The sequence below is a fragment of the Streptomyces sichuanensis genome (assembly GCF_020328095.1).
GTDB lineage: Bacteria > Actinomycetota > Actinomycetes > Streptomycetales > Streptomycetaceae > Streptomyces > Streptomyces cinnamoneus.
On sequence record NZ_JAIXMK010000016.1, the window covers coordinates 1 to 12,859 of the forward strand.

A 12,859-nucleotide genomic window follows, 5' to 3' on the forward strand; every position below is an offset into this window, starting at 1 on the left:
CAGCCGCCGGGGCCGGAGCCCGTGCCCGTGACGTCGGCTCCGCCGCGGCCCGCGCCGCCCGTCCCGGTGGCCGCACCGCGGCGCGCGCCCCAGCCCCCGCCCGCACCCGTGCCGTCCCCACCGCCGTTGCCCGCCCCTGCAGCACGGCACTCCCCCGCGTCGCACATCGCGCCCCGCGCGTACCACCAGAGCGCCGCCAAGCCGGCCCCGGCCGGTACCTCACTGGTCACGCTCACCTTGGTGATCACCGCCCCGGCGGTGCTGGCCGCCGCCCTGCTGCGTCCGCGCTCAGGCGGCGGGCGCAGCCGCTGACCCCGCTTCCTTCGCCCCTGGAGGTACCCCTTGTCCGAGTGGCTGGTGCTGGCCCTCGCCATGCTCGCCGCCTGCGCGGTCGTCCTGTCCATCACGGTGCTGAGGCAGCGCAGGATCAGCGAGGACGACGACCCGTCGGAGACGCCCGACGTCATCGAGTACATGACGATGATGGTCGGCGTGGTGTACGCGATCGTGCTGGGCCTGGCCATCGCCGGCGTCTGGGAGGCGCGCAACGCGGCGCAGGACACCGTCCGGGCGGAGGCGCAGGCCCTGCACGAGGTCACCGAGCGGGTCCAGGCGTACGCGCCGGCCGCCCGCGACCGCACCCGCGAGGACGTGAACGCCTACGTCACCCACGTGGTCAGGAAGGAGTGGCCCGTGATGCTCGAACAGGGCGAGCTCACCGACAAGGGCTCCCAGCTGCTGGACAAGGTGCGCGCGGACCTCACCTCGTACGAGCCGCGCAACGACCATGAGGGCCAGTCGTACCAGCCGCTGCTGGACCAGGTCGGGGCGGCGGACGCGGCGCGCAACGCGCGGGCGCAGGCCGCCGAGCCGACGATGCCGGGCGTGGTGTGGTTCGGCCTGATCGCGGGGGCGCTGGTGGCGGTCGGGCTGATCTTCACCCTGCAGATCAGGCGCTCGCCGCGCGAACTGATGCTCGCCGGGCTCTACAGCGCACTGATCGCCTTCCTCCTCTTCCTGATCTGGGACTTCAATTCGCCGTTCGGCCACGACGTGGCCGATGCGACGGGCATCTTCAGCGACCTGTTCGCCGTCTGAGACCCACCGGGCCGGACGGCCCGGTCCGGCCTCCTCGCGTGGCGGGCGGGCCGCGGTGCCGCGACAATGAAGCCTCCCCGGCGAGCCGCAGAATGACCGGTTCACGGCTCGTCCCCCGGCGTGTCCGACTGCCATCCCCGTTTTGGGGGTACGGACCAACGGACGGGAGGTAGCAAGCGTGACCGACTGCTTTGCTGACAGGGAAGGCCTCACCAGGCCGGTCGGTGAATCGGAGGCCGACGCGTTCGTGCGCGGCATCTGCTTCAAAACCGGCCCGCCCCGCCTTCTCGGTGTGGAACTCGAATGGCTCGTCCATGATCTGCACGACCGGGCCCGCCCCGTCGCCCCGCACCGGCTCGCCGCCGCCGCGGACCGCGTGGGAGCGCTGCCGCTGCGGTCGTTGTTCACCGTGGAGCCCGGCGGTCAGCTGGAATTCAGCTCGCAGCCGGCGGAGTCGCTGACCGCCTGTGTGGAGGAGCTGACCGCCGACCTGGCCCTCGCCCGCGGAGTCCTCCGCGAGCTGGGCCTCACCCTGGCGGGCTACGGCAAGGAGCCGTGGTACGAGCCCCCGCGGGTGTGCGACACCGCCCGGTACAACGCGATGGAGGTCTACTACGACCGGATCAACGGCGCCGGGCGCAACGTCATGTGCCGCACGGCGTCGGTGCAGGTCTGCGTGGACGCGGGCTACGAGGAGCCCGGCCCCCAGGGGTACGTCCAGCGGTGGCGGCTCGCCCACCTGCTGGGGGCGGTGCTCTCGGCCTCGTTCGCCAATTCCCCCCTGCACCTGGGCGTCCCCAGCGGCTGGCGCTCCAGCCGGCAGGCGTGCTACGCGCGGATGGACCCGGGCCGCACGCTGGCCCCGGTGGGCGGGCGTGACCTGCGGGCGGCGTGGGCGGCGTACGCGCTGAACGCGAACGTGATGTTCGTCCGGTCCGAAAAGGAGCCCTGGGCGGTGCAGCAGGGGCTGGCACTGCGCCAGTGGACGCGCACGGGCCTGCCCCGGCGGCCCACCGTCGACGACGTCGCCTACCACCTCACCACGCTGTTCCCGCCCATAAGGCCGCGCGGCCATCTGGAGCTGCGCATGATCGACGCGCAGTCCGGGGAGGACGGCTGGATCGTCCCGCTCGCGGTGACCGCCGCGCTGTTCGACGACCCGGCGGCGGCCGAGACCGCCTTCCGGGCGGTGAAGGCCCTGGCGGACTCGCCGAGCCGGCAGCCCCCGCCGCGCAACGCCCTGTGGCGCAGGGCCGCCCGGCACGGCCTGTCCGACCCGGAGCTGCACGCCGCCGCCGCGGCCTGCTTCGCCGCCGCCCGCGAAGCGCTGCCCCGGCTCGGTGCGCAGACGAAGGTCCTCGACGCGGTGGACGAGTTCACCGCGCGCTACGTCGAGCGTGGCCGGTGCCCCGCCGACGACCTGCTCGACGAGGTGACCGGCAAGGGGGTCCGGGCATGACGGCCCCCGGGCAGGACCCCGCCGTCCTGCGCGAACGCGCCGCGAGCGCCCTGCTGGGCGCTCGCGAGCGCACGCGCCTGCTCACCGGCTGCGTGGACGAGCACGAGCTGACCGCCCAGCACTCCCCGCTGATGTCGCCCCTGGTGTGGGACCTGGCGCACATCGGCAACCAGGAGGAGCTGTGGCTGCTGCGGGCGGTGGCCGGGCAGACGGCGCTGCGCCCGGAGATCGACTCCGTGTACGACGCCTTCGAGCACCCCCGTGCCGAGCGGCCCTCGCTGCCCCTGCTGGCGCCCAAGGAGGCGCACGGTTACGTGGACGAGGTGCGCGGCCGGGTGCTGGACGTGCTGGAGCGCACGCCGGTGACCGGCGGCGGGCCGCTGGTGGAGGACAGCTTCGCCTTCGGCATGATCGCCCAGCACGAGCAGCAGCACGACGAGACCATGCTGATCACCCACCAGCTGCGCGGCGGTCCGGCGGCGCTCACCGCCCCCGAGCCGCCGCCCGCGCCGCCGGAGGCGGCCCTGCTGCCGCAGGAGGTGCTGGTCGAGGGTGGCCCGTTCACGATGGGCACGTCCGCCGAGCCCTGGGCGCTGGACAACGAGCGGCCCGCCCACCCCCGCTTCGTGCCCTCGTTCTTCCTCGACACGCTGCCGGTGAGCAACGGCGCGTACCTGCGGTTCATCGAGGACGGCGGGTACGCGGACCGGCGCTGGTGGCACCCGGCCGGCTGGGAGCAGGTGCGCCGCCACGGCCTGGCCGCCCCGCTGTTCTGGCGGCGCGAGGGCGACGTCTGGGTGCGGCGCCGGTTCGGGGTCGTGGAGCCCGTGCCGGCGCACGAGCCGGTGCTGCACGTGAGCTGGTACGAGGCGGCCGCCTACGCGGCGTGGGCGGGGCGGCGCCTGCCCACGGAGGCGGAGTGGGAGAAGGCCGCCCGCCACGATCCGGTGTCCGGCCGTTCGATGCGCTACCCGTGGGGTGACGAGGACCCCACCCCCTCCCACGCCAATCTCGGCCAGCGCCACCTGCGCCCGGCGGCCGTCGGCGCCTACGCACGGGGGGCGTCGCCCCTGGGCGTGCGGCAGCTGATCGGGGACGTGTGGGAGTGGACGGCCAGCGACTTCCTGCCGTATCCGGGCTTCCGGGCCTTTCCCTACCGGGAGTATTCGGAGGTCTTCTTCGGCGACCGGTACAAGGTGCTGCGCGGCGGCTGTTTCGCCGTGGACCCGGTGGCCTGCCGGGGGACGTTCCGCAACTGGGATCTGCCGGTCCGCCGGCAGATCTTCTCCGGTTTCCGCACGGCACGTGACGCGGAACCGGCCTGATGTGCCGTCACATCGCGGTGCTGGGGCCCGACGCCCCTCTGGGCGAGAGCCTCAGCGAGCCGCCGTACTCGCTGGTGCGCCAGTCCTGGGCCCCGCGCCACATGCGCAACGGCACGGTCAGCGCGGACGGCTTCGGCGTCGGCTGGTACGCCCCCGGCGACCCGCTGCCCGCACGCTACCGGCGGGCCGGGCCGATCTGGGGCGACGAGTCGTTCGCCGACATCGCCCGGGTCGTACGGGCCCCGGCGCTGCTGGCCGCGGTGCGGGACGCGACCTTCGCGGGCGCGGACGCCGAGGCGGCCGCGGCGCCCTTCGCCGGCGGCCCCTGGCTGTTCAGCCACAACGGGGCGCTGACCGGCTGGCCCGACTCGGCGGAGCCGCTGGCCGCGCTGCTGCCGCCGGGCGCGCTGCTGCGGCTGGCGGCCCGGTGCGACGCGGCGTTCGTCTGGGCGCTGGTCGAGCACCGCCTGCTGGGCGGTGACCCACTGGGGCGGGCGCTGGCCGAGGTGGTGACGGCGGTGGACCGGGCCGCACCGGCCTCCCGGCTCAACCTGCTGCTCACCGACGGGGCGGCCGTCGCCGCGACCGCCTGGGGGGACTCTCTGTGGTACCTCACCGGCCCCGCCCCGGGCCGGACGGTGGTGGCGTCCGAGCCGTACGACGACGACCCGGGCTGGACGGAAGTCCCCGACCGCACCCTGGTCACCGCCGATCGCACCGGCGTCACCCTCTCCTCTCTGCTCCCCCACACCCCGCACGCCTCGCATGCCCCGAGCCCTCCGCTCAAGGAGCCCGTTCTGTGAGCCCGTTCGTCCTCACCCGCACCCTCCCCCTCGATGCGACGGCCGCCGCCCTGCGGGCGGACGTGGCCGAAGGTCTGACCCGTTCCCCCAAGGAACTCCCCCCGAAGTGGTTCTACGACGCCCGCGGCAGCGAGCTGTTCGACGAGATCACGCTGCTGCCCGAGTACTATCCGACGCGCGCCGAGCGCGAGATCCTCATCGCCCGCGCCGACGACATCGCGGCGGCCACGCACGCCCGCACGCTGGTCGAGCTGGGCTCGGGCTCCTCGGACAAGACCCGCCACCTGATCCGGGCCCTGCGGGAGCTGGAGTCCTACGTCCCGGTCGATGTGAGCGAGAGTGCGCTCTCCGGTGCCGCCGCGACGCTGCTGGCGGAGCATCCGGCGCTGACGGTGCACGCCCTGGTCGCCGACTTCCAGTACGGGCTGGCGCTGCCCGACGTCCCCGGCCCGCGCATCGTCGCCTTCCTCGGCGGCACGATCGGCAACCTGCTGCCGCCCGAACGGGCCACGTTCCTCGCCGGCCTGCGCTGCGGGCTCGCCCCGGGCGACGCGCTGCTGCTGGGCACCGACCTGGTCAAGGACGAGCGCGTGCTCGTCCCGGCCTACGACGACGCGCAAGGGGTCACGGCCGCCTTCAACAAGAACGTCCTGTCCGTCATCAACCGCGAGCTGGGCGGTGACTTCGACCCCGGGGACTTCGACCACGTCGCCCTCTGGGACGCCCGGCGGGAATGGATCGAGATGCGGCTGCGCGCCCGCGTCCCGGTGGTGGCGAAGATCCAGGACCTGGACCTGGCCGTGCACTTCGAGAGGGGCGAGGACCTGCGGACCGAGGTCTCCGCGAAGTTCCGCCGGGAGGGCGTCCGCCGCGAGCTCGCGGCGGCCGGACTGGACCTCACCCACTGGTGGACCGATGCCGAGGGCCGCTTCGCGCTGTCCCTGTCGGTGCCGGCCGCCACCGGCCGGCCCCCGGTGTGAACGAGGGCCCTCCACCCGATGGCCCACCCGCTTCGCGTGCCGGCGGCGGGTGGGGCACGGTGGGGCCATGGCCAACCACACGTACCGGGTCACCGAGATCGTCGGCTCCTCGCAGGACAGCGTGGACGCGGCGATCCGCAACGGAATCAGCCGCGCCGCGCAGACCCTCCGGGAGCTGGACTGGTTCGAGGTGACCCAGATCCGCGGGCACCTCGAAGACGGTGCGATCGCCCACTACCAGGTCGGGCTCAAGGTGGGTTTCCGGCTGGAGGACACCTGAGGACGTCGCCCGCTCCGGGCGGGCGCTAGTCCCGCGGGATTCCCCGGGCGTCCGCGTGGGAGAGCTCCGAGTGCTTGTAGGAATAGGCGAAGTACACGACCAGCCCGATCACGAACCAGATCGCGAACCGCACCCACGTCTGCCACGCCAGGTAGGTGATGAGCCAGATGGACGCGGCGACGCCGATGGCGGGGACGACCGGCATGCCCGGGCAGCGGAACGAGCGCGGCAGCTCCGGTTGCCGGTAGCGGAGCACGATCACGGCGGTGCACACCACGGCGAAGGCCAGCAGGATGCCGATGTTGGTCAGCTCCGCCGCCTCGCCGATCGGCACGAAGCCCGCGATGAGCGCGGAGGCCACGCCCACGATCCACGTGACCCGGGTCGGTACGTGCCGCGTCGGATGGGTGTGGGCGAACCACTTCGGCAGCAGGCCGTCGCGGCTCATCGCGAACCACACGCGCGTCACGCCGAGCATGAAGGTGAACATCACCGTGAGGATGCCGATGATCGCGCCCACGGCGATGACGTCCGCGATGCCGCTCAGCCCCACGGACTTGAAGGCGGTCGAGAATCCGCTCTCCTTGTCGATCTCCGTGTAGTGCTGCATGCCCGTCAGCACCAGGCAGGCCAGGACGTAGAGGACCATCGAGATGGCGAGGGAGTACATGATCGCGCGGGGCATGTGCCGCTGCGCGTCCTTGGACTCCTCGGCCGCCGTCGACATCGCGTCGTAGCCGAACACCGCGAAGAAGACCGTCGCCGCCCCTGTGAAGGCGCCGCTGAGCCCGAAGGGGAAGAAGGGGTGGTAGTTGGCGGTGTCGATGTGGAAGAACCCCACGACGACCACCAGCAGTACCACCAGAATCTTCAGTCCCACGACGATCGTCTCGAAGCGGGCCGCGTTCTTGATGCCCATGGTCAGCAGCCCGGCGATCAGCAGGCACAGCAGCGCCGCGAAGAGGTCCACCCGGTGGCCGTCGCCGGTGCCGGGCGCCCCCAGCATCCAGTCGGGCAGCTGGGCGTTCGTCTCCCCGAGCAGGAAGTTGATGTAACCGGAGATGCCGATGGCCACGACCGCCACGATCGCCGTGTACTCCAGCAGCAGGTCCCAGCCGATGAACCAGCCGCCGATCTCGCCGAGCACCGCGTAGCCGTACGTGTAGGCGGACCCGGCCCGCGGGATGAGGCCCGCGAACTCCGCGTACGAGAAGGCCGCGGCCGCGCTCGCCACCCCCGCGATGAGGAAGGAGACCAGCACCGCCGGGCCCGCCACGCCGTTGGCGATGGTGCCCGCGAGGCTGAAGATGCCCGCGCCGATGATGCCGCCGACGCCGATGGCCGTCAGCTGCCACAGGCCGAGGGTGCGGCTCAGGTGCTCGCCGTGCGCCTCGGTCTCCTCCGCCTCCTCGATCGTCTCGATCGGTTTGCGGCGCCATACTCCCCGGCCCGTCCCGAGCTCTGCCATGGCCTGTCCTCCCGTCGGCCCCGAGGGCGGCTCGCCCCTGGACACATCGCCGCGAATGGCGGCCATCATGGCGGAGCCGGGGCGCCGACGGAAGGCGCCGCCCCGCACCCCGGCCGCGTATCAGCCGATGGCAGGGGGGACGGACCGGGCACCCGTCCCCCACCCGGACGGCTCCGGCCCGACCGTGAACTCCAGCCGCTCGCCCTCGCGGATCTGCTCCGTCGTCAGGTACGTGCGCTCGTGCGCGGCCCCGTCGAGCCGCACCGACCGCACGTACCGGTCCCGGTCCGAGGTGCCCGGCGCGCTCACCGTGAACCGGCCCCGCGGGTACCAGCGGCGGTCCAGCCGCAGGTCGACCCGGTCGAAGACCGGGGTGCTCAGCCCCCACGCGTCCGCGCCCGGCTGCACCGGGTACACGCCGATGGCGGAGAGCACCATCCACGCCGACATCGTGCCGAGGTCGTCGTTGCCCGTCATGCCGGTCGGTGAGTCGGTGAAGAGGGTGAGCGCGGCGTGCACCACGTCCGTGGTCTTCCACGGCTTGCCCGTCGAGAGGTAGGTGTACGGGGCGATGAGGTCCGGCTCGTTCTGCGGGTTGTACTTGTCGGCGTTGTAGTAGTCGTACGGGCCGTTGACCCACACCTGGCGCGCGGTCCGCGCCGGGTCGGCGAGCAGCCGGTCGTAGGCGAAGAAGGAGTCCAGCCGCCGTTCCGTCGCCTCCTTGCCGCCCAGCAGCCCGATCAGGCCCGGCAGGTCCTGCGGCACCAGCCACTGGTACTGCCAGGCCGTGCCCTCGTGGAAGCCCGGGCTCTTCGCCGGGTCCGCGGACCCGGCGAACGCCCCGCCGGCGTCCCGCGGCCGGAAGAAGCCGGTCGCCGGGTCGAAGAGCCTGCGGTAGTTGCGGGAGCGGCCGGCATAGCGCTCGGCGTCCGCGCGGTGCCCCAGGTCCCGGGCCATCCGGGCGAGCACCCCGTCGGCCAGCGCGTACTCCAGCGTGGCCGACGCGCCCTCGTGGTAGTCGGAATCCCCGGGCTTGCGCCGGGTCCGGTCGGGCAGGAGCGGGACGTAACCGTTGCGCAGGTACTCGGCGTTTCCCTCGCGGCCCACGTACGGCGAGCCCGCCGGCGGCACCCCGTCCGCGTTCTTCCGCAGCACCCGGTACGCCTCCTCCTCGTGCCCGGCGAGCAGGCCGTGGTGGAAGGCGTTGGTCAGGTACGGAGTCACCGGGTCGCCGGTCATGATGTTCGTCTCGACCGTCCCGTAGCCCCACTTGGGCAGCCAGCCGCCCTCGGCGTCGATCCGCAGCACCGACAGCGCCATGTCCCTCGACTCGCGCGGCGCCAGCAGGGCCAGCAGCTGCGCCTGCGTGCGGTAGGTGTCCCACAGGGACCAGTTCTGGTAGTAGGTGAAGCCGTCCGCCCGGTGCACGCGCTGGTCCCAGCCCGTGTAGCGGCCGTCGACGTCGCTGCCGACGTTGGGGGCGAGGAAGGACCGGTAGAGCGAGGAGTAGAAGGTCCGGCGGAGCGCGGGCGCGCCGCCCCGGGCCCGTACGTCGCCCAGGCGCCGCTCCCAGGCGTCGTGCGCCGCGTCGGCCGTGCGGTCGAAGCCGGCCTCCTCGGCCCGCAGGTTGCGCTCCGCGCCCGCCGCGTCGACGTAGCTGATGGCGGTGGTCGCCTCGACGTCCCGGTCGCGGGTGGTGTCGAAGCGGACCCAGGCGCCGTTGCCGGCCCGTGAGCTGGAGGCCCGTGAGCCCTCGGCGAGCCCGTCGCCGTTCCACGTGCCGTGGCCGGTGAAGGGCCGGTCGAAGCGGGTGAGGGTGTGCAGCGTGTACGGGCGGGTGTCCTGGCAGAAGCCGCGGCCGGTGATGGTGGAGCGCACCGTGCGGCTGTCGACGATCTCGATGCTGGTGGAGACCGTCTTGTGCAGCGACTGGCCCGCGTTGAAGAGGACGTTGGCCTTCTGCGTGGCGGGGAAGGTGTAGCGCTGCCGGCCCGTACGGGCGGTCGCGGTCAGCTCCGCGGTGATGCCGCCGTAGGAGGCGAGGCGGACCCGGTAGTAGCCGGGGCGGGCCTGCTCGTCACGATGGCTGAACTCGGCGGCGTAGCGGGCGTTGTCGGTCTGCACGACGTCGCCGGTGGTCGGCAGCACGGGCAGGTCACCGCCGATGCGGCAGCCGACACCGGAGAGGTGCACGGTGCTGAAGCCGCGGATGTGGTGGTCCTTGTAGTCGTAGCCGGTGTTGTGCCCGGTGTCCGGGGAGAGCTGCACCATGCCGAACGGCACGGCGGCGCCGGGGAAGGTGTTGCCCTCGTTCTGCGTGCCGATGAAGGGGTTGACGAGGGAGGTGAGCTCCTCGCCGGCCGGCCCGGCCGCCCCGTCCGGCCTCGGGGGCGGCGCGAGCGCCGTGGAGCCCAGCACCGCCACGAGGGCGAGCGCGGACGCGCCCGCGCGGCGCAGCAGTGGGTGTACGGCCCGTCTCATAGACCACGCCCCTCGAAGCGGCATCGATGTCAGCGCCGACGGTGCGCCGGGGGGTGACGGTGAGTCAAGGATGCGACGGATCGTGGGCGTGGCCTTCAGGACACCCCGGCGGAGCGCCGGTTCACCTACTCGGGTGAGTGGCCGGGCCGGTTCGTTTCGTCCCGCTCGCGGTGGGGGAGTGGGGCCTGGGCAGGGGGACGTCGTGCGCACCGGGGGGGACGGGGTCATGCCGGATACCGAAGGGGAGCGGATGCGACCGCCGGGCCGTGGGGGCGTCCGGCGCAGGTTGCGCACCCTCCTGGCCGTGCTCGTCGCGGCCGTCACCGCGGCCGCGGCCGCCGGCCCCGGAGCCCGGGGCGGCGGGGGCCACGAGCGCACCCTGGCCGCCATGGAGGCCGCGGTCCGGCAGGGCGTGCCCGGAGTCCTGGGCCTGGCCCACGACGGGCGCGGCGACTGGCAGGGCTCGGCCGGCGTCTCCGACCTCACCACGCAGCGGCCGTTCCGGCCCCGGGACCACTTCCGGACCGGCAGCATCGCCAAGACGTTCGTGGCGACGGTCGTGCTGCAGCTGGAGGCGGAGGGCAGGCTGAGCGTGGACGACACGGTCGAGTCCCGGCTGCCCGGGGTGGTGCGCGGGAACGGCCACGACGGCCGGAAGATCACCATCCGCCAGCTCCTGAACCACACGAGCGGCGTTTTCAACTACCTCGACGACCCCACCGTCCGCGCGAAGGCGTACGGCAAGGCGTTCCTCGCCCACCGCTACGACACATGGACCCCCACCGAGCTCGTGGGGCTCGCGATGAGCCACGCGCCCAACTTTCCGCCGGGTGCCCGCTATTACTACTCCAACACCGAGTACACCCTCGCCGCCCTGATCGTCGAGCGGGTGACGGGCCACCCCTACGCCACCGAGCTCAGGCGCCGCATCACCGGGCCCCTCGGCCTGCACTCCACCACCCTGCCCGGCACCGACCGGAGGATCCCCCGGCCCAGCGGACGGACCTACACCCGCTTCCACGACGACCCCGGAACGACGCACGACGTCACCGAGTTCAACCCCTCCCTCCTCTGGGCCGTCGGCGACATGATCTCCACCACCGCCGACCTCGACCGCTTCCTCGCCGCGCTGCTCGGCGGCGGGCTGCTCCCGCCGGCCCAGATGAAGGAGATGACGACCACCGTCCCCCTGGACGACGACCCCGACAGCGGCACCGGGCTCGGCCTGTTCCACTACCGGCTCGCGTGCGGGGTCGAGGTGTGGGGCCACGACGGCCTCTTCTACGGCACGCAGAGCATCGCCTACGCGACCCGTGACGGCCGGCACCGGCTGGTCGCCGACTTCAACGGCGACTGGCTCTCCGACACCGCGGCGGCCGGCGACGTCCTGCGCGCCGAATTCTGCTGAGACACCCCCGGCGCCCCTCCGTCAGCACCTTCTTCGTCCCCCGTCGGGCCGGGCGCACCGGCGACGAGCAGGCATACTGGGGCGTCCGGCCGGCGGACCGCACCGACCGGCCCCAGCGCCCGCAACGCCCGTACGTCCGGAGGAACGGTCCGTCCCATGCGCCTCGCCGAACTCGCCGACGTGGGGCCGTTCTTCGCCGTGCGCACCGGAGACGCCCCCGAGGGCGCCGCCGGCTACCTGCCGCTCGGCGGCGAGGCCCTGCGGCTGCGCGTGGAGACCGTCGCCGGCCGGCTGGGAACGACGGACCGGCGGGTGGCTGCGTCCATCGCCTTCCAGGGCATCGCCGGGCGCCTGTGGTCCGTCGCGCTCGGTTCGGCCGTACTGCACGGGCAGGTGCCCGACCTCGCCGCCGGGGACCTGCGCTGGCACCCGGACCGCACCGCCCCCGACGACCTGCTGCTGGCCGCCCCCACGGCCCTGCCGCCGGCCACGGACCCGCTGGCGCAGGCGGCGCAGCTCGCCACCGGCGTCCTGCACGGCCTGCTCGTCCCCCTGCACCACGCCACCCGCGCCCTGACCCCGGTCTCGGGTCAGCTGTTGTGGGGCAACGCGGGCTCGGCCCTCGCCGGTTCCCTGCGCGTGCTGCACACCTGGTGCCGGCAACGGCACCTGCCGCAGGACGCCGGCCGCGCCCTGGCCCTCGTCCGCGCCCTGTTCGAGGACCCGCTGCTGCGCGGCACCGGCACGTTGCGCCGCGCGCCCGGCGGTCCGGTCTTCGAGCGCCGCACCTGCTGCCTGTACTACCGCGTGCCCGGCGGTGGCACCTGCGGCGACTGCGTGCTGCGTCACCCGCCCCGCGCCCGCTGACCGGCCGGCGCGGGCGGCCACCGCCCCGGCTCCAGCACCCCGAGCACGTACGCCTTGGCGACCAGCGCCGTACGGTTCGGCACCCGCCACCGGCGGGACAGCCGGCTCAGGTGGTAGTTGACGCCGTCCACCGTCAGCCCGACGGCCTTGCCGATGGCCGCCGTCGTGGCCCCGGACGCCGCCAGCGCGAGGATCCGCCCCTCCACCTCACCGACCTCCACCGCAGGCGGTTCCTCGGGCCGCTCCCGCACCCGCAGCACGGCCAGCAGCATCGGATACGTCCGCGTCGGCTCACCGACCGTGTCCACCAGCAGCTCGCCCTCGCGCCCGGGCCCCTCGCCCGCCGCCCAGCGGACGTCGATCGTGTAGCGCGAACGGTGCCCCAGCCGCAGCGCCTCGGTCAGCCGCTCGATCTGTGCCGCGGCCCGCGGCCGGAAGAGGTCCAGCAGATTGCGGCCGCGCACCTGTCCCGGGACCAGGCCCCACTCGGCGGCCATCGCCGGATTGACGACGGCCACCTCGCCGTTCGCCTGGCAGATGGCGATCGGTATCGGCAGCCGGTCCAGCAGGGCGATGAAGTGATTGCGCCACGCGACGTACTCTTCACCACTGCCCACGGCCGTGCACCCCCGTTCGAACCCCGTCCGCGGCCGCGCGCAAGAGCGACGCGCCGCGGGCCACTGCACAATC

General features: G+C 73.6%; 11 protein-coding genes and 1 pseudogene. 8 read left to right on the forward strand and 4 right to left on the reverse strand.

Going from position 1 to position 12,859, the window contains the following annotated elements:
* A pseudogene (locus LE181_RS07970) lies at positions 1–230 on the reverse strand (hypothetical protein); the annotation flags it as partial.
* A 112-nt stretch (positions 231–342) separates the two neighbouring features.
* Between LE181_RS07970 and LE181_RS07975 the strand changes: the two are divergent.
* The 6 genes from LE181_RS07975 to LE181_RS08000 all read left to right on the forward strand — a co-directional run bounded on the left by LE181_RS07975 (position 343) and on the right by LE181_RS08000 (position 5,945).
* On the forward strand, positions 343–1,098 hold the full coding sequence (locus tag LE181_RS07975; protein ID WP_225660485.1) for a bestrophin-like domain: 756 nt from the start codon (positions 343–345) through the stop codon (positions 1,096–1,098).
* A gap of 178 nt (positions 1,099–1,276) precedes the next feature.
* Positions 1,277–2,557, forward strand: coding sequence for an ergothioneine biosynthesis glutamate--cysteine ligase EgtA (egtA, locus tag LE181_RS07980; protein ID WP_225660486.1), 1,281 nt, complete (start codon positions 1,277–1,279; stop codon positions 2,555–2,557).
* Positions 2,554–3,882, forward strand: a complete 1,329-nt coding sequence (gene egtB / locus LE181_RS07985; RefSeq protein WP_225660487.1) for an ergothioneine biosynthesis protein EgtB — start codon at positions 2,554–2,556, stop codon at positions 3,880–3,882. Before egtA ends, egtB begins: the two co-directional genes overlap by 4 nt.
* The gene (gene egtC / locus LE181_RS07990; RefSeq protein ID WP_225660488.1) at positions 3,882–4,685 is read left to right on the forward strand and encodes an ergothioneine biosynthesis protein EgtC; all 804 of its coding nucleotides are present in this window, start codon (positions 3,882–3,884) and stop codon (positions 4,683–4,685) included. Before egtB ends, egtC begins: the two co-directional genes overlap by 1 nt.
* Positions 4,682–5,665: an L-histidine N(alpha)-methyltransferase gene (egtD, locus tag LE181_RS07995; RefSeq protein ID WP_225660489.1), complete on the forward strand. Its 984-nt coding sequence runs from the start codon at positions 4,682–4,684 to the stop codon at positions 5,663–5,665. The genes egtC and egtD overlap by 4 nt, the downstream gene beginning before the upstream one ends.
* Before the next feature lie 67 nt (positions 5,666–5,732).
* Positions 5,733–5,945: a dodecin gene (locus LE181_RS08000; RefSeq protein WP_190107591.1), complete on the forward strand. Its 213-nt coding sequence runs from the start codon at positions 5,733–5,735 to the stop codon at positions 5,943–5,945.
* A 25-nt stretch (positions 5,946–5,970) separates the two neighbouring features.
* Here the strand turns inward: LE181_RS08000 and LE181_RS08005 are convergent, their stop codons facing one another.
* Positions 5,971–7,413 (reverse strand): amino acid permease, encoded by a 1,443-nt coding sequence (locus LE181_RS08005; RefSeq protein WP_225660490.1) that lies wholly within the window; start codon positions 7,411–7,413, stop codon positions 5,971–5,973.
* 120 nt (positions 7,414–7,533) lie between these two features.
* Positions 7,534–9,894: a GH92 family glycosyl hydrolase gene (locus LE181_RS08010; protein WP_225660491.1), complete on the reverse strand. Its 2,361-nt coding sequence runs from the start codon at positions 9,892–9,894 to the stop codon at positions 7,534–7,536.
* Positions 9,895–10,120: 226 nt separating this feature from the next.
* Between LE181_RS08010 and LE181_RS08015 the strand changes: the two genes are divergently transcribed.
* Positions 10,121–11,302 carry a serine hydrolase domain-containing protein gene (locus LE181_RS08015; RefSeq protein WP_225660492.1) on the forward strand — a complete coding sequence of 394 codons (1,182 nt, stop codon included), beginning with the start codon at positions 10,121–10,123 and terminating at the stop codon, positions 11,300–11,302.
* Between the two features lie 156 nt (positions 11,303–11,458).
* A complete protein-coding gene (locus LE181_RS08020) occupies positions 11,459–12,169 on the forward strand; it encodes a (2Fe-2S)-binding protein (RefSeq protein WP_225660493.1) in 711 nt (236 codons plus the stop codon).
* On the opposite strand, the gene LE181_RS08025 is transcribed toward LE181_RS08020, so the two are convergent.
* Positions 12,148–12,786 (reverse strand): helix-turn-helix transcriptional regulator, encoded by a 639-nt coding sequence (locus LE181_RS08025; protein ID WP_225660494.1) that lies wholly within the window; start codon positions 12,784–12,786, stop codon positions 12,148–12,150. The two genes, LE181_RS08020 and LE181_RS08025, sit on opposite strands and share 22 nt — an antisense overlap.
* Positions 12,787–12,859: the final 73 nt, after the last annotated feature.

Bases quoted from the DNA above. Each gene is read 5' to 3' on its own strand.
- egtB (WP_225660487.1), top strand. From the start codon at position 2,554: ATGACGGCCCCCGGGCAGGACCCCGCCGTCCTGCGCGAACGCGCCGCG.
- egtC (WP_225660488.1), top strand. From the start codon at position 3,882: ATGTGCCGTCACATCGCGGTGCTGGGGCCCGACGCCCCTCTGGGCGAG.
- LE181_RS08000 (WP_190107591.1), top strand. From the start codon at position 5,733: ATGGCCAACCACACGTACCGGGTCACCGAGATCGTCGGCTCCTCGCAG.
- LE181_RS08005 (WP_225660490.1), bottom strand. From the start codon at position 7,413: ATGGCAGAGCTCGGGACGGGCCGGGGAGTATGGCGCCGCAAACCGATC.
- LE181_RS08010 (WP_225660491.1), bottom strand. From the start codon at position 9,894: ATGAGACGGGCCGTACACCCACTGCTGCGCCGCGCGGGCGCGTCCGCG.
- LE181_RS08015 (WP_225660492.1), top strand. From the start codon at position 10,121: ATGCCGGATACCGAAGGGGAGCGGATGCGACCGCCGGGCCGTGGGGGC.
- LE181_RS08020 (WP_225660493.1), top strand. From the start codon at position 11,459: ATGCGCCTCGCCGAACTCGCCGACGTGGGGCCGTTCTTCGCCGTGCGC.